A 22,469-nucleotide genomic window follows, 5' to 3' on the forward strand; every position below is an offset into this window, starting at 1 on the left:
ATGGCAATCCCAACCCTGAACAATTACGCCATACCCAGCCAGTGGAAGGCCAACAAGGTCGACTGGTCTCTGGATCCCAAGCGCGCCGCCCTGCTGATCCACGACATGCAGGAGTACTTCACCGCCTTCTATGGCGAAAACAGCCCGTTGATCGCGGCGCTCACCGAGCGCCTGGCCGCCGTGCGCAAGCAGTGCAAGGCCCTCGGCATCCCGGTCTTCTACACCGCCCAGCCCAAGGATCAATCCCCTGAGGATCGCGCCCTGCTCAACGACATGTGGGGCCCGGGGCTCAACAAACGGCCCGAGCAGCAGCAGGTGGTGGCAGCCCTGCGCCCGGAGCGGGACGACACCGTGCTGGTCAAGTGGCGCTACAGCGCCTTCCAGCGCTCCGAGCTCGAGCAGATGCTCAAAGCGCTGGGGCGGGATCAGCTGATCATCGGCGGCATCTACGGCCATATCGGTTGCATGATGACCGCCTGCGACGCCTTCATGCGCGACATCCAGCCCTTCTTCCTGGCGGACGGGGTGGCGGACTTCTCCCTGGCCGACCACCAGATGGCGCTCGACTACGTGGCGACCCGCTGCGGCAAGGTGATCCGCTGCGAGGAGGTGCTGGCCCTTGCGCCGGTTGCCGCTTCTGCCGTCCAGAGCAATCCGTTGCTGACGTATGAGGGGCTCAAGGCGCGGCTGCTGAGTCATATCGACGAGGACGAAGATGAGTTTGACCCCGATGAGAACCTCATCGACTACGGTCTGGATTCGGTGCGGATCATGGCCCTGCTCACCGAGTGGCGCGCCGCCGGGGTCGAGCTCGGCTTCGTGGATCTCGCCAAGTTGCCGACCCTCAACGGCTGGTGGCGCCTGATCGAGGCCAGGCTGGCAGCCCAGGCGCTGGAGGTGACCCCATGAACCGCTTCCCCTTGACCATACCTCAGCAGGGGCTCTGGTCCGGACATCTGCTGAACGACGACAAGGCGATGTTCAACACCGCCGAGTGCATCGCCTTCGACGGCAAGGTCGAGGCGGCCGTGCTGGCCGCGGCCCTTGCCAAGGCGGTGGGGGAGTGCGAGGCGCTCAAGGGCCACTTCGAAGACGATAAGGAGGCGGTCTGCTTCGTCCCGGCCGAGCTGCCCCTGGCCTATGAAGAGGTCTCCCTCGAGCGCGATGACGAGACGCTGGCCCGCGCCTGGGCCTGGGCCGATCTGCGCCGCCCGTTCGAGTTGACCCAAGAAGCGCCCTGCCGTTTCGCCCTGCTGCGCGGCCCCGGCCGCGATTACCTCTACAGCTGCGTGCACCACATCGCGCTGGATGGCTTTGGTACCACCTTGCTGTTCCAGCGCATCGCCGAGCTGTATGCAGAGGGGCTGGCCGGTGAGATGAACTCCCCATCCCCCTTCGGCTCGTTGGCTGAGGTGCTGGCCGAAGAGGCGAGCCGTGAGCAGAGCGGCAAGAACGCCGCCGCCCGCGCCTTCTGGCAGGAGCAACTGCAAGGCTGGCCCGAGGTGACATCATTTGGCTCGTTACGGGCGCCGATTGCCGCCGAATTTATCCGCGAGAGCCGTCCGCTGCCGGCGGCGCTCTGGCAATCCCTGACCGGCTTTGCCGACGAGCACAAGCTGGGCTGGCCCGATCTGCTGCTGGCCGGCCTCTCGGCCCAGCTGTCGCTGTCGAGCGGCCAGGATAAGACCCTGCTCGGCCTGATGATGATGAACCGCATCGGCTCGGCGTCCCTGACCGTGCCCTGCATGCAGATGAACATTACCCCCCTGGCTCTCGCGCTTGGTGAAGAGCTGGATCTGGCGGGAGCCGCCGGCGCCGTGGCCAAGGCCAAGCGCGGGGTGCGCAAACACCAGCACTACCGCTACGAGCTGCTGCGTCGCGACCTTGGCCTGGTGGGGGGCGACAAACGCCTGTTCGGCCCGCTGGTCAACATCATGCCGTTCGATCACGCTCGCCGCTTCGGGCCGCTATCTGCCCATATTCTCAACATCAGCGCCGGCCCGGTGGAGGATCTCACCATCGAGGTGCAGGTCGGCGTCGATGGTCAGCCCAGACTGGATCTGGACGCCAACCCCGGCTGCTACTGTCAGGCGGATCTGGCAGCCATCGCCGATACCCTGTTTGCCCTGCTGGGACGCTGGCTGGCCGAGCCCGCCCAGACCCTGGGGACGCTCAAGGCCGACTGGCTGGCGGAGCAGCGGGCCAGGGCCCTGATCGCCGGCCCCACCCATGAAGTGATCAAGACGCGGCCTGTGCTGGAGGCGCTCTGCCACTTCGCCGCCCAGACCCCGGACAAGATTGCCTTGATTCAGCGCACGGCGCAGGGAGAGGCCCGCTTCAGCTACGAGGCGCTGCTGGCCAGAGCCGAACAGATGGCGGCCGCCTTGCAGGCCGAAGGCGTCGCCCCCGGCGACAAGGTGGGGGTCATGCTGGCCCGCACCCCCCAGGCCATCTTCGCCCAGCTGGCGGTGCTGCTGGCGGGCGCCGTCTATGTGCCCCTCGATCCCGAGCAGCCGCTGGAGCGCCAGGGCCATATTCTGCGGCTGGGGGAGGTCAAGACCCTGATCACCCAGGCCGAGTACCGCCACAAGCTGGCCAGCCTGTTTGAGGGGCGCACCCTGCTGGCGGGGGATCTGGTGAGTGGCGATCGGCTCAACCAGCCGGCCGCCGGTTGCGCCGTCGCCTACCTGATGTTCACCTCGGGCTCCACCGGCCTGCCCAAGGGGGTGGCGGTGAGCCACGGCGCCCTGGATCACTTCGCCGCTGCGGCCCGCTGCCGCTATCACCTCGATGAAGACGCGCGGATGCTGCAATTCGCCCCCTTCAACTTCGACGCCAGCATCGAGGAGGTGTTCGCCACCTTGAGCGCCGGTGCCACCCTGGTGCTGCGCACCGACGCCCTGCTCGAATCCATGCCCGCCTTCGCGGCCGGGGTGGAGCAGATGGGGATCACCCACCTCGACCTGCCTACCGCGTTCTGGAACGAGTGGGTGGTGGCGCTGACGGCGGGCCAGGCCCATATTCCTGCCGGGCTTACCACCGTCATTATCGGCGGCGAGGCGGTCTACCCCGAGCAGTTGGCCCAGTGGCAGCGCCAGGGCCGCTCCGATGTGCGCCTCTTCAACACCTACGGCCCCACCGAAACCACAGTGGTGGTGACCACCCAGGAGCTGCAGCGGGAAGACCCGAGCCAGGCCCAGTTGCCCATCGGCCTGCCGCTGCCCGGCATGCAGGCGCTCATTCTGGGGGCGGGGGAGCAACCCGCCGAGGAGGGGGAGCTGGTGCTGCTCGGCCCGCAGCTGGCCAACGGCTACGTGGGGGACGTGCAAGGTAGTTTCGATACCCTCCGTGTTGGGGCGGAGCAGATGCCTGTCTACCGCACCGGCGATCGGGTGCGATTGGTGGATGGCCGGCTGGTCTACCTTGGTCGGCGCGACAACGAATTCAAGATAAGCGGCTATCGCATCCAGCCCGGCGAGGTGGAGGCCCAGCTGCTGGCCCTGCCGGGGGTGGACGAGGCGTGCGTGCAGGGGGTGAGCATCGGCAGCGTGCGCCGGCTGGTGGCCTTCGTGGCGGGGTCGGAGCGCGACAGCCGGGTCATCAAGGCGCAGCTGGCCAAGGTGCTGCCTGCCGCCATGATCCCCACCGACTATCGCCACTATGACCAGCTGCCCCGCACCGGCTCCAACAAGCTGGATCGCAAGGCCCTGCTGGCCGCCTACCAGGCGGGCGGCGAAGCCTTGACCCTGGGCAGCGAGACCGAGAACCGGGTCGGCACTATCTGGCAGCAGATCCTTGGGCTGGCCACCATGGCGCCCACGGACAACTTCTTCGAACTGGGGGGCCAGTCCCTGCAGACCATTCAGATCGTCAACCGGCTCGGCGCCGAGTTCGGGGTGCAGGTCAAGGTCTCCGACGTGTTCGATCACCCGCGCCTGGACGACTTCTGCCGTTTCCTCGACGGCCTGCTTTCCGAGGACGAAGAGAGCGTGGAGATGGTGTGGTGATGGATAAGGAGCAACAAGCAATGGCCTTTGATTTCACTGGCAAGCGGGTCTGGGTGACCGGAGCAGGGCGCGGCATCGGCCGCGAGGTGGCGACGCAGTTCGTGGCAGCCGGCGCCTGTGTGGTGGGGCTGGATCTGGCGTTTCCCGAAGCCGATTACCCCTATGCCACCCGGCTGCTCGATATTGGCGACTCGAAGGCGGTCAACGCCTGCTGCGCAGCGCTGCTGGCAGACGGCGGGCTCGATGTGCTGGTGAACGGGGCCGGAGTGCTGCGCCTCGGCCCCACCGACGCCTTGAGCGATGACGACTGGCACGACTGCATGACGGTCAACGCCAGCGGCGTCTTCTATCTGCTGCGGGCCCTGGTGCCCCACTTCAAGGGGCAGCAGCGCGGTGCCATCGTCACCATCGGCTCCAACGCCGCCCATGTGCCGCGCATGCAGATGGCGGCCTATTGCGCCTCCAAGGCGGCGGTCACCAGCCTGACCCAGACGGTGGGGCTGGAGCTGGCCCCCTTCGGCGTGCGCGCCAACCTGGTGTCGCCGGGCTCGACGGATACCCCCATGCTGCGCGGCATGCTGCCAAGCGAGGAGGCCATGGCCCGCACCATTGCCGGGTTGCCGGAGCAGTTCAAGCTCGGCATCCCCCTGCGCAAGGTCGCCACCCCGGCGGAGATCGCCCATACCGTCCTCTTCCTGGCCTCGGATCTGGCCAGCCACATCACGCTGCAGGATCTGGTCGTCGACGGCGGCGCCACCCTGAGTGCCTGAGGCTTGAGAAACAGATGAACAATATGATTTTGCTGTTGAAACAGCTGGAACGGCAGGGGGTCAAGCTGGCTCTGAACGACAAAGGTCAGCTTATCTCCCAGTCGAGCAAGGAGGCGGTGACGCCGGCCATCGGTGCCACCATCAAGGCCCACAAGGATGAGCTGGTGCGCTGCCTGGCGGCCCGTGCCGCCTTCGAAGAACCTATCGCCGCCGAGGGCGCCCGGCAGGGGCCGCTCTCCTCGTCCCAGAGCGGGCTCTGGTTTATCGAGCAGTACGAGGAGGCCTCCCACCTCTACAATATGCCGGTCTATTTTCGCGTCAAGGGAGAGCTGGACACGGCGGCGCTGGAGTTTGCCTTCGACCACCTGTTTGCCCGCCACCCCAGCATGCGCACCCGCTTCATCAAGGACGAGGCGGGCAGGGGGGCGCAGGAGATCCTGCCCCATACGCCCTTCACGTTGCAGATTGAGGATGTGAGCGCAGAGCCCATTGCCGAGCGCGAGGCCTATGTGGCCCACCGGGTGCGGGAAGAGATTGGACGCCCCTTCTCCTTGACCCGGGGGGATCTCAGCCGGGTGCACCTTATTCGGCTGGGCAGCCGCGAGCACGTGCTGCTGATCACCCAGCACCACATCATCTCCGACGGCTGGTCGGTCAAGAACATGTTCGCGGATCTCAAGCGCGCCTTTCTTGCCCATCAGAACCGCGAGCCCCTGCAGGTGAGCGAGCTGCCGCTCACCTACATCGACTATGCCCGCTGGTTCAACTCGGACCGTTTTCTCGATTATCACGCCGAGTTCAAGCCGTTCTGGGTCGATCGACTCGGTGGCAGCCCCGAGGTTCACGGTCTGCCGCTCGACAAGCCGCGCCCGGCCCATCAGGACAGCGGCGGCGAGCTGGTCTTCTCCACCATCGAGAGCGACCAGTGGGAGAGCTTCAAGCGCCTCTGCCAACGCCACAGCACCTCCAACTTTATCGGTCTGCACGCCCTGTTTGCCCTGCTGATGGTGCGCCAGAGCGGCGAGAAGGAGGTGGTGATCGGCACCCCGCTCGCCTATCGTGAGCGCCACGAGATCGAGTCGCTGGTGGGCTTTTTCGTCAATACCCTGGTGCTGCGCACTCAACTCAGCGGCAAGCCCAGCTTTGTCGACTATCTGCAGCAGTGCCGGGAGGAGGATCTGGCGGCCTTTGATCACCAGCTCTACCGCTTCGAGGCGCTGGCCGAGGCCATCGGCGCCGATCGCACCACCGCCATCAACCCCATCTTCCAGATCATGCTGGTCTATCAGGCCAAGGTGGACTTCAACGATCTCATCCCCGGCTGCCAGCTGGTGGAGGAGACCTCGCCTGTGCTGCCGGCCAAGACCGACATATCGGTCAAGGTGACCGAGCTGATGGACTCCGTCCGGGTGGACTGGCTGTTTGCCACCGCCCTGTTCGAGCGAGAGACCATCCAGGCTTATGCCGATCGCCTGCTGCACCTGATGCGCGCCGTGGTGGCGGCCCCCGAGACCGACATCTGGCAACTACCGCTGGAAGCGGGCACCGACCAGGCCGCGCTGGCCGCACAGCTTGCCGACTTGCCGCAAGACTACCCGAGCCGCGACACCCTGCTCTGTCATATCGAGCGGCGCGCTATTCAGTTGCCGGACGCGCTGGCGGTGAGCGAGGGCGCGCAATCGTTGACCTATGGCGAGCTGGAGGTGCGTGCCAACCAGTTGGCCCACTGGCTGCAATCCTGTGGCGTTACCCCGGGCGCCGCCATCGGCATCCAGGCCAGACGGGATGTCGCCTTTGCCATCGCACTGCTCGCCTGCTGGAAGGCGGGGGCGGCCTATGTGCCCCTCGATCCTGCCTATCCCGCCGAGCGGCTGGCCCATATCCTTGGCGATGCAGCCATCAGCCTGGTGCTGGGTGGCGTGCCGGACCCGCGGCTTGCCGAGGCGCTGGTGGGCACGGGTGCCCAGTATCACAACCTGCACCAGCTGGCGCTGGACAAGATGCCAACCAGCACGCCCGCACTGCCTCGGGACGCCGCCATGCTGGCCCAGATCATCTACACCTCCGGCAGCACCGGCCTGCCCAAGGGGGTCATGGTGGAGCAGGGCAGCCTGGTCAACCTGATGGCGGATCACGGTGATCGCATCGCCATTGATCATAACGGGGCCATGTTCAACTGCATGTCCCTCTCGTTTGATGCCGGCAACATGACCAGCTTGCTGCCCCTGTACTGCGGCGCGGCCCTGCACTTCGGCGAGCCGGGGGAAGGGGTGATCGCTGCCGCCATCAGCAAGGGCGCCAGCCATATGATTTTGCCGACCGCCCTGCTCGCGAACCTGCTGCCACCGGCGGATCTCGGTTCCCTCAAGGCCATCGGCTTTGGCGGCGAGGCGTGCCCGAGCAGCCTGGTGGAGCGTTGGGGAGAGCGGGTGGCGCTATTCAACATGTACGGCCCGACCGAGTGCACCGTCACCGCGCTCTGCGCGCAGCTCACTCCGGGGGCGCCCATCACCATAGGTAGCCCCGTCAACAACCTGAAGGCGCTGATCCTGGACGAGGCGGGTAACCTCTGCCCGGTGGGGGTCCCAGGCGAGCTCTGCCTGGCGGGGCTGGGGCTGGCCTGCGGCTATCTCAATCTGCCAGAGCGTACCCAGGAGGCCTTTATCGAGCTGGCGCTGGCGGAGGATCGTACCCATCGCCTCTATCGCACCGGCGATCGGGCCCTGCTGCGCCGCGACGGCAACATCCAGTATCTGGGCCGGATAGACGAGCAGATCAAGCTGCGCGGCTATCGTATCGAGCCGGGTGAGATAGAGACCCGGCTTGCCGAATTGTGCCCGGTCATCCGCCAGATCAAGGTGGTGGTGCAGGAGGGTCGCCTGCTCGCTTACGCCTGTTTGCAGGCCGGGGCAAGGGAGCCCGACGGCGACGCCCTGCTGCAGCGAGCCGGCGAGTGCCTGCCCGAATACATGGTGCCGGCGCGCCTCTGCTGGCTGCCCGAGATGCCGCTCACCCCCAACGGCAAGCTGGACTTGCGCCGCCTGCCTGCCATCGTCTGGCAGCAGAGCAAGGGCGAGCCGCAAAACGAACTGGAGCAGACCGTGCTCGCCATCTGGCAAGGGGTGCTCAAGCAACCGCTCGGGGTAGAGGATGACTTCTTCCGTCTGGGCGGTGACTCCATCCTCAGCATCCAGCTCACCACCCGGCTGCGGGATGCGGGGCTGCACTGCAGCGTGAAGGACGTGTTCGAAGCCAAGACGGTGCGCCGCCTCTGCCGCCAGCTCGGCCAGCAGCAGGCCGTCAGCCACAGGAGCGAGCAGGGCAGCCTGACCGGCGAGTTTCCGCTCCACCCCATTCAGCACTGGTTCTTCGAGCAGGGCTTTGCCAAGTCCGGTCACTGGAACCAGGGGGTGATCCTGCGCCTGCCGGCCGGGGTGGACGATGAGGCTCTGCGCGGCTGGCTGAATGCCCTGCGCCAGCACCACGATGCCCTGCGTCTGGCGGTGACCCCGACCGGCCAGCGCTATCTGGCCGAACTGCCATTGCCGCCGCTGCCGACCCTGGATGCCGCCAATCTCGATGAGGCTGAGCTGCAAGCCCGCCTGACCGAGCTGCAGGGAGAGCTCGACCCTGCCACCGGCCACACCCTGGCCTGGGCCCGCCTGCGCAATCTCTCTCTGGAAGGTGCGCGGGAGGGCGAGACGGTGGAGGGGCTCTTCCTCGCCTTCCATCACCTGGTGATCGATGCCGTCTCCTGGCGCATTCTGGCCGAGGATCTGGCCCGGGTGAGCAGGGGCGAGCCGCTGCCCGCCAAGGGCAGCAGCTATCGCCAGTGGGGCGAGGGGCTCGCGGCCTACGCCAAACGGGAAGAGGAACAGCTTGGCTTCTGGCTGGCTCAGGGGGAAGGCAGCCAGGGTCACCTGCTGGAAACGGCGCGCGCCGCCGATGGCCGCGCCGCCGCCAGCCTGCTGCAACTGAGTCAGGAGACCACGGCTCGTCTTATCGACACCGCCAACCAGGCCTACTTCACCCGGGTGCCCGACCTGCTGCTGGCGGCACTGACCCGCACCCTGAGCGAGCTGGGTTATGGCGCACGTCATTGCGTGATGCTGGAAGGGCACGGCCGTGAGGCCATCGATGCGGAACTCGACGTGAGCCGTACCCTGGGCTGGTTCACCAGCACCTACCCGCTGGCACTGGCGGATGCCAAGGAGTGGGACGCGCTGGTCTGCGCCACCAAGGAGCAGCTGCGCGCCGTGCCGGACAAAGGGGTGGGCTTCAACGCCCTGCGACTGCACCACCCACGTGGCTGGGCACTGCCCGAAGCCCTGATCGTCTTCAACTATCTGGGGGTCAGCCATCAGGGCGAGGCTGCTCAGCCCTGGCAGCCTCTGTCGATGGCGCCGGGGGCACCCAGCTCCCCTGACAACCTGCCGCGCGAGCTGGTCAGTCTGCACGGTGGCGTGTTTGATGGCCGCCTCACCCTGCGTCAGGTGGGCGCCCTCAACCAGCAGGCGAGCGACGCCCTGATGGCGCGGCTGGCGGACAACCTGACGGCACTGGTGGAGCACTGCTGCGCGGTGAAGGCCCCGCGCCATACCCCGAGCGACTTCCCGGGGCTTGGCCTCTCGCAAAGCGCGCTCGATCGGGTGCTGAACGGGCGCGAGGTGGAGACCCTGCTGCCCATGACCTCGCTTCAGCAGAGCATGTTCCATCACAGGGCGCTGGCGCCCCGGGATCACGCCTATCACCTGCAGACCGAGATCGCCTATCACCAGCCGCTGGACGTGGCGGTCTACCGTCAGGCCTGGCAGGGGCAGATTGCCCGCAGGCCGGCCCTTCGCAGCGAACTGGTGCTGGCGGACGGGGTTGCGCTCCAGCGCATCCTCAAGCATGCCGAGTTGCCATTCCACTATGAGGACTTGTCTGAAGTGGAAAATGCAGAGACACGGGTCCAGGCCTACCGCGAGCAGGATCTGGCCCGCCCGATCCCGCTGGAGCAGGCGCCCCTGCTGCGCCTTGTCTGCTTCAAATTGGCTCCCGATCACCACAAGGTGATCTTCAGCGCCCATCACGGCGTGCTGGATGGCTGGAGCGGCCCCGTGTTGCTGGGTTCCTTGCATCGCGGCTATCAGGCGCTGATGAATGGCCTGTTGCCGCAGCGCGAGCCGGATACCGCCTGGCTCGAATTTGGCCGCCATATCGCCAGCCAAACCCGCAGCGCCGAGACCTACTGGCAGGGGCGGGGCGAGCTCTTGGCAACGCCTAACGATCTCGCCTGCCTGTTCGGGGTGACGCTGGACGCTGGCGCAAGCGGGCGCCATACCCAGCAGCGACCGGCGGTGTGCGCCACGTCGTTGCCGGCCGAGGTGGCGACCTTGCTCGCCCATCGTGCCCGCGAGCTTGGCGTGACCGCGGGCCTGTTGGCCCAATATGCCTGGCACCGTCTGCTGGCACGCTGCTCTGGCGATGCCGTCACCCTGGTGGGCAACGTGACCCCGGGCCGGGATTACCCCATCGAGGGGATCACCGCGAGCGTCGGGCTCTATATCAACAGCCTGCCGTTGGCCCTGGTGTGGCACACCGAGTTGACCCTGGCCGAGCATATCGCCCGGTTGCAGACCGACCTGATGGCACTCAATGAGCACGGCACCCAGTCGCTGGCGGCACTGACCAAAGGCCGGGCACGTCTGTTCCAGAGCCTGTTCGTGTTCGAGAACTACCCCATGCCGGCGGCCCCTGCCGCCCCCGAACCTCACCAGCTGGTGCCGCGCTTTGGCGCCGTGGTGGAGAAGGTGGAGCTGCCGCTCTCCTTGGTGGTCAGCAGCCGGGGCGAGACGCTCCAACTGCGCCTCGAGTTCGATGGCGAGCAGATCCCCGAGGCCCGGGCCGAGGCGGTGCTGGCTGACTGGCTGGCCGAACTCGCCTGGCTAGCACAGGCGGATCTGAGCCAGCCGGCCAGCGTGGCGGCGGTACAGTCCCCGGTGATGCCGCAGGTGGTAGCCACCAGGGCGGAGCCCAGCCTGGCTCAGCCGCCGGCCGAGGCCCGCGTGCTGGTGGCCCTGTGGGAGCGCCAGTGCGGCGTGCCCGGCATTTGGCAACAAACCCTGATGGATCTGGGGGTAGATTCGGTGCAGCAACTCGCCCTGCTGGCGGCCCTCAACGAGGCGTTCGCGCAGGATCGGGCGCCACTTACCCTGCAGACGCTCAAAGCCCACCCATCCCCCAGCCGGCTCTATCGGCACTGGCTGGTGCGCCAAACGGAGGCCGCGCTATGACGGTGACCATCAAGCATAAGGCTCCGCTCGTGCAAACCCGGCCGGCCCCCGTGAGGGCGCGGCCAACCTGGGTGCGCGGCTGGCGGCCTGTCTGGCCGCCAGCCCGCTCGCCCCCGCCATTCGCATGGGCGGGGAGGGCATCAGTGAGGGCGGATCAGATGAACAGTGGCTTAGCTACGGCGCGCTCAATGCCAGGGTCGGCGAGATTGCCGCCCGTTTGCAGGGGCTGGCGGTGGGGGAGCGGGTTGGCCTCTATCTCTCCCGCAGCCCCGATCTGGTGGCCAGCCTGCTGGCCTGCCTGCGCCTCGGTCTCACCTTCGTGCCCCTTGAGCCGGACTTTCCGGTGGAGCGGCTGCAGGGGATCGCCCGCCAGGCGCGCCTGTCGGCGGTGATCTGCGACGGCGACAGGCCAGCTCCCGCCTTCGGCTGTCCGCTGCGCACCCTCGACGGGCCAGCAGCGGCAGGGGGTGTTTCCTGGCCCCAGGTGGATGATGCCCTGGCTGCCTACATGATGTTCACCTCGGGCTCCACCGGCGAGCCCAAGGGGGTGGTCATCAGCCGGCGGGCCCTGCTCTGCTTCCTCGACGGGATCCGTGAGCGGCTCGGGCTTTCACCTGGCTGCCACTGGCTCTTCATCACCACCCCGGCCTTCGACATCTCCCTGCTGGAGATGCTGGGGCCGCTCTGGGGCGGTGGTCGGCTCACGGTGGCCGGCGGCGAGCACAACAAGGATCCCCTGGGGATGCTGGCGCTGCTCGAGGCCGATCCCTCCATCAACTGGCTGCAGGCCACCCCGGCCTGCTGGCGTATGTTGCTCAAGGCTGGCTGGCAGGGGCGCAATACCCTCACCGCCCTGTGCGGTGGCGAGGCGCTGGACTCAGGGTTGGCCGAGCAGCTCTGTGCCCGCACCCGGCGGCTGTGGAACTGCTATGGGCCGACCGAGGCTACCGTCTGGTCCCTGGTGAGCGAGGTGCGCTGGCCGCCGGTTGGCGGGCAGATCACCATCAGCCACAGCCTGCCCGGCTATCGGCACTGGGTGCTGGACGAGGCGGGGCAGCCGGTGGCAGAGGGAGAGTGCGGCGAGCTCTGCATCGAGAGCCCGGCCCTGTGCGAGGGGTACTGGCGCAAGCCGGCCTTGACCAGCGCCGCCTTCCTGCGCCTTGCCACCCATTGCCTCTATCGCACCGGTGATCGGGTGCGCCTCCTTGGGGCGGACCGCTTCCTCTATCTGGGGCGGCGCGACGATCAGATCAAGCTGCGCGGTTTTCGCATCGAGCTCGGCGAGGTGGAGGCGGGACTGCGCCGCCAGGCCGGGGTGCAGGAGGCAGCGGTGCGTCTGGTGGGAGAGGGGGACGAGGCCATGCTGGTGGGCTACGTGGAGGCGAAAAGCGGGGTGATCCTCAATCGCCTCGCCCTGCGCAAGGGGTTGCAGGCGACGCTGCCGCACTACATGGTGCCGGCGCGGCTCATCCTGCTGGATGCCCTGCCCAAGACCGGGAGCGGCAAGCTCGACAGAAAGGCGCTGCCCTTGCCCGAGTAGGCGGCCTTGCCGGACGGTAAGAGCGATGGATAAAAAAGAAGCCCGCATCATGCGGGCTTCTTGTTGGCTGTAAACCGAGGGGGCTTAGTGAGCGATGGGGGCGGCATCCGGTTTGGTGAGCAGGCGCTCGACGTCGTCGATCACCTTGAGGGCCGCCTGGGGGCCGCCGGTGGAGGTCCACAGCGACCCGTCGACGGCGCCGAAGCGCTTGCCCTTGATGGCGCCGAGTTGCTGGAAGGCCGGGGTCTGCTCGGCCTGCTTCATGGCATCCACCGCATCCCCGCTGGTGCTGAGGGTGCCGATCACCAGCCAGTCACCGTCCAGCAGGTTGAGGGATTCGAGGCTCAGGGCCGGGGAGTGGGGGCTCTTGTCGCCAATCTGGTGGGAGGGTCGGGTGAGCCCCATCTCGGTGACCACGCTGCTGGCAAAGGTGCCGCCGTGCATGTAGCTCGGCCCCTTGGGGTTCCAGCGCACTATGCTCATCTGTTCCCCCTGATGCTGGGCGAGCTTGCTGCGGGCCTCTGCCAGGCGGGCCTCATACCGGGTGAGGAACGCCTTGGCCTCGGCCCCCCGGTTCATCGCGTCGGCGCTGCGACCGAACACGGTTTTCCAGGGCTCGCCCCAGTTGCCGGTGACGACGGTGGGGGCGATCTCCTTGAGCAGGGCCAGCAGCTCGGGCTTGGTCTGGCCGGTGAGGATGAGGTCCGGCTCCAGATCGATGAGGGTCTCCAGATTGGGGTTGTCCAGATCCCCGACCACAGCGATCTCCTTGCCCGCCTTGTCCAGCAGATAGCGGGGCAGGGTGGACTGGCCGCGCCCATTGACGGTGCCGACCGGTTGCAGCCCCAGGGTCAGGGCGCTGTCCAGATCGATTTCGCTCAGTACCACCACCCGCTTGGGCTGGGCCGGTACAACCTGGGTCTTGCCGTCGGCATCGGTCACCTGACGGGTCTCGCTGCCGGCCTGTGCCTGGAAGCCGACCAGGCTGGCCAGCATCAGCACGGCAGCCAGGGGAGAGGAGATCTTCATCGTTACATCCTTCTTGGTGAAATCAGTGGAACACTGGGTCCCAAACGGGCGAAATCATGCTACCACAAATTCAAATGATAAGAATTGTCATTTGTGTTTGTGGTGTGTGGAGGGAGCAATTTGCTACCATGCGGGCTCATCCACCAAGGGCCCTTTGTGATGTTCATTGCCACCGCGCCAGCCTGTTCACTGGACCGCTTTATCGTGCAGGCCGACAGCCTGCCGCTGCCCGGCGCGGCGCATCTGGCGCTGCAACGGGTCTGCTTTGACCCCGCCGCCTTCACCCCGGCCTGTTACGATGCGGCCGGCATGGTACTGCCCGCCAGCTTGCAGCGCGCGGCCCCCAAGCGGCTGGGGGAGTTTCTGGCGGGGCGTCTTGCGGCCCGCGAAGCCCTGCGCCCCTTCAACCTCGCGGAGCACCCCGTGGCCATCGGCAACGCCCGCGAACCCTGCTGGCCTGCGGGGTTTGAGGGCAGCATCAGCCACAGCCTGTTGCAAGGGCGCGGCATGGCCCTGTGTGCGGCGCGCCCCGGCCGGGCGGGGATGGGGCTGGATCTGGAGGGCTGGCTGGCAGAGGGGCAGGCGAGCGAGCTCTGGCCCGGCATTGCCAGCGGGGAGGAGTGGGCCCGGCTGGCGGCCGCTGCCCCTGCCATCGGCCTGAGCAGGGCTGAGGCGCTCACCTTGATCTTTTCGGCCAAGGAGAGCCTGTTCAAGGCGCTCTACCCCAAGGTGGGGCGCTATTTTGATTTTCTCGATGCCCGCTGGCTGACCATGACGGAGCAGACCCTCACCCTCGAACTCGTGGACTCGCTGACCCCGACACTGCCTGCCGGTTGGCGCTGTACGCTCTACTGGCAGCCAATGTACTGGCAGGCACTGCATTGGCAAACAGGGCACTGGCAAACACGGCCGGGCGGGGTGCTCACCAGCCTGCTGCTGTGAGTGGCGGTGCGCCGAGCTGCAAACATCCAAAAACCGCCTCTCGGCGGTTTTTGGATGGGGCTCAGGCCTGCTGCTTCATGGCAAAGGCGTGCGGCCTGCGGCGCGGCACTATGATGGGGGCTCCGTCGCCGGGGGCGTGCAGTATGTCCACATCGGTCTGGTAGAGGCGATCGATGAGGGGCTTGGTCACCACCTCCCGGGCCGGGCCCATGGCCTGGATGGCGCCATCCCCCAGGGCAATCAGCTCGTCGCAGTAGCGGGCGGCGGTGGCGAGATCGTGGATGACGATGAGCACCGTCTTGCCCTCGGCGGCGACCCGGTGGATGGCCTCCATCACCTCGGTCTGGTGGCCGATGTCCAGCGCGCTGGTGGGCTCGTCCAGCAAGATGATGTCCGCATCCTGGGCCAGCACCATGGCGAGCCAGACCCGCTGGGCCTGACCGCCGGAGAGAGAGCTGGCGCTCTGGTGCCAGATGCCGTCCAGCTGCATCCGCTCCCGGGCCCAGCCCACCATGCGGGCATCTTCCTCGCTCCACTGATTGAACCAGCCCTGATGGGGATGGCGGCCGTATTGCACCAGTTGCTCCACCAGGATACCGGGGGGACCAGGGGGCGCTGGGGCAGATAGGCGAGCTCCCGGGCCAGGGCCTTGGCGCCATAGGCCCCGAGTGGCTTCTCCTTGAGCAGGATCTCCCCGGACCGGGGCTGCTCCTGTCCCGCAAGGAGCTTGAGCAGGGTGGATTTGCCGCCGCCGTTGGGGCCGACGATCCCCACCAGCTTGCCCCGGGGGAGGGAGAAGGAGATCTCCTTGAAGATGGTCTTTTGCGGGTAGCCGAACTGGAGTCGGTTCACGGTGAGCGTCATCGGGCGGCCCTCGGTCTGTGTTGGAAATGGATGAATGCCATGGTCAGTCGGCCTTCTGGCGATCTTTGAGCAGGATGAAGAGCAGCAGCAGGCCGCCGAGAATGCGGGTCATGATGCCGGTGGCCACCTCGTGGGGGCTGGCCAGCACCCGCACCAGGGTGTCGCTGGCGAGCAGCATCAGGGCGCCGCACAGGGCGGCAATCCAGAGCGGCACGATGCGATCCCGGCTGAGCCAGGAGGCAAGGATGGGGGCCGCCATGGCGATGAAGACCACGGGGCCGCCGATGGCGGTGCCAAGGGCCGCGACTATGATGGCCTGGGCCAGCACCCCGAGCTGGACCCGGTTCACGTTGACCCCCAGGGTGCTGGCCGTCACCGGTCCCAGGCGCAGTACGCCGAGGGATCGGGAGAGACAGACGGTCCAGGGGCAGATGAGCAGGAGCAGCAGGCTCACCGGTAGCAGGGTGCCATAGCCCTGACCGACGAAGTTGCCCATGTTCCACAGATAGAGGCTGGTGAGGTGCACTAGGGACTGGGTGGACATGACGAACTGGCCGAGGGCGTTCATCAGCTCCGAGACCCCGATGCCGATCACCACGAACAGGTAGCCCTGCTCCCCCGGCTTGTTGCACAGGGCATAGAGCACGGCGGCGGCAAACAGGGCGCCGAAGGGGGCGGCCCACCAGGGCCAGCTGCCCAGGGTCAGATAGAGGGAGAAGATGATGATGGCCAGGGATGCCCCCTCGTTGACCCCGATCATGTCCGGGGTGGCGAGGCGGTTTCGCACCAGGGTCTGCACCAGGCAGCCCGAGAGTCCCATGGCGGCGCCGGCCACCAGCACCGCCAACAGGCGCGGCAGGCGGATCTTGAAGACGGTTACCTGATCGAGTCGGCTTCCCTCCCCGAGCAGGGTCTGGATCACCCCCATCATGGTGATCTTGCCGGAACCCAGGGTGAGGGCCATCAGGGAGAGCAGGGTGAGGGCGACCAGGAGCCCCAGGGTAATGAGCCAGGCGCGGCGGTGCAGCAACAGGGTGTGGCTGCCAAGATGAAGGCAGAGGGTGCCGCTCGGGAGTGAGAGAGAGTTCTTCATGGGCGTGGCACCTTATTTGACGGCCAGCAGGGAGCGGAAGCCGCCGCTGCGCACCACCAGGATGAGCACGGGCGCCCCGATGAGCGCCAGAATGACGCCGTTGGGCAGCTCGTAGGGCTGGATAAGCCAGCGGGCCAGCACATCGGCACCGAGCAGAAAGAGCACCCCGAACAGGGCGGAGAAGCGCACCTGGATGGCGAGGCGAACCGGCTCCACCAGGCGGGCGCAGTAGGCGGCGAGGAAGCCGACAAAGCCGATGGGACCGGCGATGGCGATGGCGCAGGCGGTGAAGAGCGTTGCGGCCAAGAGCACGCCGATCCGCACCCGGGTGGGGCGGATGCCGAGGGCCCTGGACTGGTGATCCCCCATCTGCATCAGGGTGAGAGGGCGACAGAGCGCCAGGGTCAGCAGCAGGGCGGCCAGGGCGAATGGGACCACGGTGAGTACCGCTTCCAGACTGGAGGCGGCAAGGGACCCTAAGTTCCAGAAGCGGAACTGCTCCAGCACCACCCGGTTGGAGAGCAACAGGAAGTTGGAAAGACCGCCGAAGGTGGCGGAGAGGGCGACCCCTACCAGGATGAGCTTGAGGGGGTTGGAGCGCCCCACCATGAGGCCGAGGCCCAGCACGATGAGGTTGCCGAGCAGGGCCCCCATGCCGGACCAGAGCAGATACCCGTAGGCGGATTCGACGCCAAACCAGGTGAGGCCGATCACCAGAGCAAAGACGGCGCCGGCATTGACCCCGAGCAGGCCGGGTTCGGCCAGAGGGTTGCGGGTGGCACTTTGCAGCATGGAAGCCGCCAGGGAGAGTGACGCCCCCACCACCAGGGCTGCCAGGGTGCGGGGCAGGCGCAGGGTATGGACTATCATGGCGAGCTTTTCATCGGCCACAAAGGCGGGATCGCCCAACAGGAAGCCGGCGACCTCGCGGCCACCATAGACACCGGCCCCGGTGGCCAGTGACAGACAAATCAGCAGGAAGAGGAGCAGCACGCCGAGCCAGAACAGCCGAGCTTGGTATCTGAGCACTCAATGACTCCTTGAATTCGGGGAGGCAGAAACGCAAAAAGGGAGCCCCGCGACCGGGGCTCCCGCAGACAGGATGGATTACAGCTTGTAATCGACCCCTGCGTAGACGGTGCGACCTTCCAGGATGAAGTCGGCGTCGGTCGCCACCTCGTCACGCTGGGTGTTGGTGAGGTTGGTGATGCCGAGCTTGAAGTCCAGGGCCGGCGTGACGGTCCACTTGGTGTTCACGTCCAGGGTCTGGTAGTGCTTGGAGGTGAATGCCTGGGCGTTGCGGGCCGGCACCTTGATCAGCTGGCTGCCGACATACTGCCAGGCCAAGTTGGCGCTGACCACGTCGCTCGCCTTCCAGTCCAGGCCGATGTTGCCGGTGTGATCCGGGGTCTTGGCCAGATCGTCACCCGTGCTCTTGTCTTCGGAGTCCAGAAGGGTCAGGTTGCCGGTCAGCTGCACGTTGTCCAGCACGTCGAACCAGCCGGTCAGCTCCAGCCCCTTGATGCGGGCCTTCTTGACGTTGAGGTAGGTCATGACGGTCGGACGGTAGCCCGGGCCCCACTGATCGCTCTGGATCAGATCCTCGATCTCGTTGTGGAAGCCGGTCACCCCTGCGCCGAAGCGATCGGCGTTGTAGGCGGTGCCAAGCTCGTAGCTGACGGAGGTTTCCGGCTTCAGATCCGGGTTGCCTATCACCTTGCAGGCGCCGCGGCAGGCGGTGGTGGCGAACCCTTCGCTGGACTGGGCCAGGGTCGGGGCCTTGAACGCCTTGCCGGCGCCGCCCTTGATCACCCACTCGTCACTCAGGGAGTAGAGGGCGTAGGCACGGGGGCTGAACTCGTTGCCATAGGTCTCGTGGTGATCCAGACGGCCGGAGAGCGTCAGGGCCAGATCCCCAAAGCCGAACTCGTCTTGCAGGTAGAGAGCGCTCTGGCTCGCATCCACGCTGCCGTTCTGGATGCTGCGGCTGTGCTCCAGCTCGGTCTTGCGGAACTCTGCACCCGAGGTCAGCAGGTGATCCCCGAGGTAGCCGCTCAACTGGCCATCCACCGTGTTGTTGGTCTGGGTGATGTCGGCGGCGCCACCGTTGAGCTGGGAGTCATCCATCAGATCGGTCTGCTCGAAGTAGTAACGAGCGCGGCTGTCGAAGTGTTCCCAACGGCCGTTGTGGGTCAGTCCCAGGCTCAGGCGATCGAGTTTCTGCACGTTGTGGGGAGTGGCCGGTGCGGTCGGGGCACGGGGCACGTTGTTGAAGTAGCTGTCCATGTCGTTCTGGTTGTAACCCAGATCGAAGTCGATGTCCTGGTTGTCGGCCACCAGCCACTTCAGGCTGGAGAGCACGTTGACCACTTCCCGTTTCTCCAGGGCGTCGGCATCGGGGTTGTTGGACTGCTCGCTCTTCCAGCGATCCCGCTGATAGCCTTCCACCACCACGCTGCCCAGCAGCTTGTTGTCGATGAGGGCGCCGGAGACGAAGGCGCTACCCTGGTTGGCATCCCCGCCATCCCCCTTGGTGGGCATGGTGTGGGTGTAGCCGACGGCCGCTTCGGTGTTCTCCTTGGCCTGGCGCAGGATCACGTTGACCACGCCGCCGAGGGCATCGGCCCCGTACAGGGAGGAGACGGGACCGCGGATCACTTCGATGCGCTCGATGGCGGCCATGGGGATGGAGCTTAAGTCGAAGTCGTTGCCAAAGGAGCTGCCCAGGGTCTCGCGGGCGTTGACCCGCTTGCCGTTGACCAGCAGCAGGGTGTAGTCACCGCCCATGCCGCGGATCTTGATCTCGTTGCGACCCGTGGGGTTGGTGCCGATGATGTTGACACCGGGCACGTGCTTGAGGGCATCGCCGATGTTGTTGACGTTCATCTTGTCCAGATCGGCGCGGGTGACCACGGAGACGCTGGCCGGGGCAGTCAGCTCGGTGTGCTTGGTCTGGGTGGCGGTGACCACCACCGTCTCGTTGGCCTTGACGGACTCGGCCTGGGCCAGGCCCGGTACGGCCAGCAGACCAAGGGAGAGCAGAATGGGGTTCAGTTTAAAGAGGCCGTGCTGCAACTGCATTGTCAAAAACTCCATGGATATAACTGAGGTTATGGGGTCCGGATTCTTCTGATCCGGTGCTCACTGACTTCCTTGTCTGGCGGTGCCAGAGGCAGGATTATTGTTATCTCTTGTGCGCTTCAGGCCCCGGATGAGGAACCAGACACCGGCGCAGGCCACCAGGGTGCATGCAATGTTGATCCAGGCCAGGGTGGGGAAACCGTGCAGGGCGCCCCCCTCGTCGGAGACCAGATATCTGGCGGAGAACAGGCTGCCGAGGCCCGCCGCCACATTGGTGACCGAGCCCTGGAAAGACATGAAGGCGGCGCGCTGATGGGGGGCCGGAATGGCCGCCGTGACCGCGAGGGTGGTGCTGGCACGGGCGGAGCTCAGGGCCATGAAGAGGGTGAACAGCAGATAGAGAGGCAGGCCTGCCGGCAAGGCAAAGCCCACCAGGGTGATCAGGGCCAGGGCCAGGCTGGTGAGCAGGATGGCGCCCTGGGCGCGGCCCTGATCGATCCAGCCGCCGCACAGGCGCATGGTGGCCATGCTGGCAAGGCCGCCGCACAGATAGAGGCTGGCGATCTGCTCGCGCGGGAAACCCAGGTTGAACTGGAAGTAGTTGGCAAAGTGCGGAATGAGCAGGAAGTGGCCGAACATCTGCAGGCAGAGGATGAAGAGGGCTCCCTGGCAGAGCGGTGACCCCAGCAACTGGCGCATCCCCTGGCCTGCCGGGGCCCGGTTGACCGGCAGGGACGGCAGCCAGATGGCACACAGCAGGGCCAGCAGCAGGCCGCCTGCACCAAACAAGAGGAAGGGGCTCTGCCAGCCAGACCACTGGGCCAGCACGAGGGCCGCGGGCACGATCAGAATGGCGGCCAGGGAAAACGCCATACCCACGTAGGCGAGGCGGCGGCCCCGCTCGGCGGGCGGTACCAGATCCAGCACCGCCGCCATCAGGATGGCCCCCAGGGGGCCAGCCACGCAGCCGGACAGGATGAAAAGCAGCAGCAGTGTCTGGCTATCCTCGGCCAGGGCGCAAGCCATCAAGAGCAGGAAGCGCAGGACCAGCAGTACCAGCAGAGCGGGTTTGCGGTTGACCCGATCGAGCCAGGGGGCGGCCAGGAGGCCCAGCAGGGCGGCGCCCAGGGTGGCGCCGCCGCTGAAGTAACCTGTCTGCTCCGGCAGCATCCCCAGGCGGGTTACCAGTTCCGGGCCAAGGGGCATCACCATCATCATGCAGCCCATGGAGAGCATGTTGATGAGCAGCGCCAGGTGGATGGCGGCAGGGGTGGATGCGACGGATTCTGGCTTCATCAGAGGCTGACTCGAAAAAATGAGTCCGAATTGTATCCGAGGGTTTTTGTTGTGACAACAAATGATAACCATTTTTATTTGTATTGATTAGTATCTTAACGAGTCTTTATCTGGTGCCTCTGTGTGGGGATGCATACCAGGCCCGTAGCAATCGGGGCGCCATGGACCATGATGGCAGGAAGCGAGAGGGTGGCGGTGAACGCCGGGAGGAGAAGATGCGCGCAGGATCAGGGTATTGGGGGCTGGGGTGCTGCCTGTTGCTGGCATTGCCCCTGAGGGCCGAAGTGAAGGTCATACCGGTATTCGAGGCGGATGCCGCGGTGCAGACGCTCAAGGAGATCTACCCGGATCTCGGGGTGAGCGCCATGGGCAACCAGCTGGTACTGAGCGGAACCCCCGCCCAGTTGCAGGAGGCCGAGCGTACCCTGGCGCAAGTGAACCAGCCGCCCCAAAGCCTGCTCATCGAGTGGCGGGTGGATGGCGCCTCCAGCCGTCAGCAGGCCGGAGTGGGGCTGGGCCTGGATGCCAAACGGCAGTGGCTGCTGGAGGGGGATGCCCGGCACTATGAACGCAGCCAGAGTGACAACTGGCAGGTGCGTGGCCTCTCCGGACGGCCCGTGTTGTTGCAGATGGGGTCCTATCAGCCGGTCACCTTTTACCAGTGGCAGGGGGGAAGGGTGGTGGGCATGATGCCGCTGATGAACGGTCTCTACGCCACCGCGACCCTGATAGGGGACAGGGTGCAGGTGGCCCTCAGCAGTGAACAGGCAAGAGTGGAGCGAGGCAACATACACACCGGCCAGAGTGCCACCGAGGTGAGCGGCGCCCCGGGCCAGTGGCTGACGGTGGGGGAGCTTTCCACAACCCAAGGCAGCCGGGAGGCCGCGATCGCCAATCCATCAGGCATGGGCGGGGCCAGCGGCAGCGAACGCCAGACTCTGCAGATCCGGGTCACGCGCCAGTGAACCAGCCTGTCAGTGGGGCTGATCCAGAGCATAATCCCGCAACTGGCGGCTTCTCAGCAGATACCAGAGCGCCCAGAGGCTGGCGATGAGCACCAGGGCGGTGGGCCAGTTGAACGACCACTGCTGCAGATTGAGGCTGTGCAGTTGCATCAGCAGGCCACTGACGGCAGAGCAGAGCAGCAGCAAGGGACTGTGGCGTCTGAGCCAGGCTCTGGCACTGTGGGTCTGGCGATGGGTGCCGCCGCAGGCGAGCAGCGCCAGCATGGCGGGCACGTCCGTCAGCAGGCTGATATAGAGGGTGAGCTTGTCCGGGTAGAAGAGGGTCAGGATGGCGCTGCCACTCTCCCGGGTGACCCCCGCCATCAGAAACAGCCAGACCGAGCGGGTCAGCAAGAGGGCGATGGGCCAGAACCAGAGCGGGGGGCGCAACTGGCCGTGATCGTCGTAACGGTGTTCGGGGTAGAGGGTCATGGTGGCCCGGTATCCATTCATGCAGTGCGAGTGATGAAGGGGATATGGGGCACAGGGCAGGCCATTACAAGGCCGGCAACGGCCGGGAATTAATCGGGGGCCATGCCCCCCAATCCGCAGTCTTTAGTTGCCG

Annotated in this window: 12 protein-coding genes and 2 pseudogenes; 7 read left to right on the forward strand and 7 right to left on the reverse strand. The window is 66.3% G+C overall.

The genetic code is table 11. The features are described from left to right. The 5 genes and pseudogenes from amoB (at position 1) to amoH (ending at position 12,595) form a co-directional block, all read left to right on the forward strand. On the forward strand, positions 1 to 909 hold the full coding sequence (gene amoB, locus C2U47_RS19520) for an amonabactin biosynthesis bifunctional protein AmoB (RefSeq protein WP_043156426.1): 909 nt from the start codon (positions 1 to 3) through the stop codon (positions 907 to 909). Then, a complete protein-coding gene (gene amoF / locus C2U47_RS19525; RefSeq protein ID WP_053288503.1) occupies positions 906 to 4,007 on the forward strand; it encodes an amonabactin biosynthesis non-ribosomal peptide synthetase AmoF in 3,102 nt (1,033 codons plus the stop codon). The genes amoB and amoF overlap by 4 nt, the downstream gene beginning before the upstream one ends. A 20-nt stretch (positions 4,008 to 4,027) precedes the next feature. Then, positions 4,028 to 4,777, forward strand: a complete 750-nt coding sequence (gene amoA / locus C2U47_RS19530) for an amonabactin biosynthesis protein AmoA (RefSeq protein ID WP_043155884.1) — start codon at positions 4,028 to 4,030, stop codon at positions 4,775 to 4,777. 14 nt (positions 4,778 to 4,791) lie between these two features. Beyond that, positions 4,792 to 11,055: an amonabactin biosynthesis non-ribosomal peptide synthetase AmoG gene (gene amoG / locus C2U47_RS19535; RefSeq protein ID WP_103261869.1), complete on the forward strand. Its 6,264-nt coding sequence runs from the start codon at positions 4,792 to 4,794 to the stop codon at positions 11,053 to 11,055. After that, positions 11,052 to 12,595: pseudogene (gene amoH / locus C2U47_RS19540) on the forward strand (amonabactin biosynthesis glycine adenylation protein AmoH). The gene amoG and the pseudogene amoH overlap by 4 nt, the downstream one beginning before the upstream one ends. A gap of 84 nt (positions 12,596 to 12,679) precedes the next feature. On the opposite strand, the gene C2U47_RS19545 reads toward amoH, so the two are convergent. Further along, complete coding sequence (locus C2U47_RS19545; RefSeq protein WP_103261870.1) at positions 12,680 to 13,624, reverse strand: ABC transporter substrate-binding protein; 945 nt, start codon at positions 13,622 to 13,624, stop codon at positions 12,680 to 12,682. 156 nt (positions 13,625 to 13,780) lie between these two features. On the opposite strand from C2U47_RS19545, the gene amoD reads away from it, so the two are divergent. Further along, positions 13,781 to 14,566: an amonabactin biosynthesis phosphopantetheinyl transferase AmoD gene (gene amoD / locus C2U47_RS19550; RefSeq protein WP_158657431.1), complete on the forward strand. Its 786-nt coding sequence runs from the start codon at positions 13,781 to 13,783 to the stop codon at positions 14,564 to 14,566. A 61-nt stretch (positions 14,567 to 14,627) separates the two neighbouring features. Here amoD and C2U47_RS19555 read toward each other — a convergent pair. The 5 genes and pseudogenes from C2U47_RS19555 to C2U47_RS19575 all read right to left on the reverse strand — a co-directional run bounded on the left by C2U47_RS19555 (position 14,628) and on the right by C2U47_RS19575 (position 20,900). After that, positions 14,628 to 15,430, reverse strand: a pseudogene (locus tag C2U47_RS19555) (amonabactin ABC transporter ATP-binding protein). Between the two features lie 43 nt (positions 15,431 to 15,473). Continuing rightward, the gene (locus C2U47_RS19560; RefSeq protein WP_103261872.1) at positions 15,474 to 16,523 is read right to left on the reverse strand and encodes an amonabactin ABC transporter permease subunit 1; all 1,050 of its coding nucleotides are present in this window, start codon (positions 16,521 to 16,523) and stop codon (positions 15,474 to 15,476) included. Positions 16,524 to 16,535: 12 nt separating this feature from the next. Continuing rightward, positions 16,536 to 17,552, reverse strand: a complete 1,017-nt coding sequence (locus C2U47_RS19565; RefSeq protein ID WP_043155876.1) for an amonabactin ABC transporter permease subunit 2 — start codon at positions 17,550 to 17,552, stop codon at positions 16,536 to 16,538. Positions 17,553 to 17,630: 78 nt separating this feature from the next. Further along, a complete protein-coding gene (locus C2U47_RS19570; RefSeq protein ID WP_103261873.1) occupies positions 17,631 to 19,604 on the reverse strand; it encodes a siderophore amonabactin TonB-dependent receptor in 1,974 nt (657 codons plus the stop codon). A 60-nt stretch (positions 19,605 to 19,664) separates the two neighbouring features. Then, positions 19,665 to 20,900 (reverse strand): MFS transporter, encoded by a 1,236-nt coding sequence (locus C2U47_RS19575; protein WP_103261874.1) that lies wholly within the window; start codon positions 20,898 to 20,900, stop codon positions 19,665 to 19,667. A 215-nt stretch (positions 20,901 to 21,115) separates the two neighbouring features. On the opposite strand from C2U47_RS19575, the gene C2U47_RS19580 reads away from it, so the two are divergent. Beyond that, a complete protein-coding gene (locus C2U47_RS19580) occupies positions 21,116 to 21,865 on the forward strand; it encodes a hypothetical protein (RefSeq protein ID WP_103259986.1) in 750 nt (249 codons plus the stop codon). 9 nt (positions 21,866 to 21,874) lie between these two features. Here the strand turns inward: C2U47_RS19580 and C2U47_RS19585 are convergent, their stop codons facing one another. Beyond that, positions 21,875 to 22,336 carry a DUF2919 domain-containing protein gene (locus tag C2U47_RS19585; RefSeq protein ID WP_039038891.1) on the reverse strand — a complete coding sequence of 154 codons (462 nt, stop codon included), beginning with the start codon at positions 22,334 to 22,336 and terminating at the stop codon, positions 21,875 to 21,877. Positions 22,337 to 22,469 lie beyond the last annotated feature (133 nt).

It is taken from the genome of Aeromonas sp. ASNIH7 (assembly GCF_002903485.1).
In the GTDB taxonomy this organism is placed as follows: domain Bacteria; phylum Pseudomonadota; class Gammaproteobacteria; order Enterobacterales; family Aeromonadaceae; genus Aeromonas; species Aeromonas caviae.

What these genes read in the sequence shown, in the direction of transcription:
- amoB (WP_043156426.1), top strand. Translation starts at nt 1, where the DNA reads ATGGCAATCCCAACCCTGAACAATTACGCCATACCCAGCCAGTGGAAG.
- amoF (WP_053288503.1), top strand. Translation starts at nt 906, where the DNA reads ATGAACCGCTTCCCCTTGACCATACCTCAGCAGGGGCTCTGGTCCGGA.
- amoA (WP_043155884.1), top strand. Translation starts at nt 4,028, where the DNA reads ATGGCCTTTGATTTCACTGGCAAGCGGGTCTGGGTGACCGGAGCAGGG.
- amoG (WP_103261869.1), top strand. Translation starts at nt 4,792, where the DNA reads ATGAACAATATGATTTTGCTGTTGAAACAGCTGGAACGGCAGGGGGTC.
- C2U47_RS19545 (WP_103261870.1), bottom strand. Translation starts at nt 13,624, where the DNA reads ATGAAGATCTCCTCTCCCCTGGCTGCCGTGCTGATGCTGGCCAGCCTG.
- C2U47_RS19560 (WP_103261872.1), bottom strand. Translation starts at nt 16,523, where the DNA reads ATGAAGAACTCTCTCTCACTCCCGAGCGGCACCCTCTGCCTTCATCTT.
- C2U47_RS19570 (WP_103261873.1), bottom strand. Translation starts at nt 19,604, where the DNA reads ATGCAGTTGCAGCACGGCCTCTTTAAACTGAACCCCATTCTGCTCTCC.
- C2U47_RS19575 (WP_103261874.1), bottom strand. Translation starts at nt 20,900, where the DNA reads ATGAAGCCAGAATCCGTCGCATCCACCCCTGCCGCCATCCACCTGGCG.
- C2U47_RS19580 (WP_103259986.1), top strand. Translation starts at nt 21,116, where the DNA reads ATGCGCGCAGGATCAGGGTATTGGGGGCTGGGGTGCTGCCTGTTGCTG.
- C2U47_RS19585 (WP_039038891.1), bottom strand. Translation starts at nt 22,336, where the DNA reads ATGACCCTCTACCCCGAACACCGTTACGACGATCACGGCCAGTTGCGC.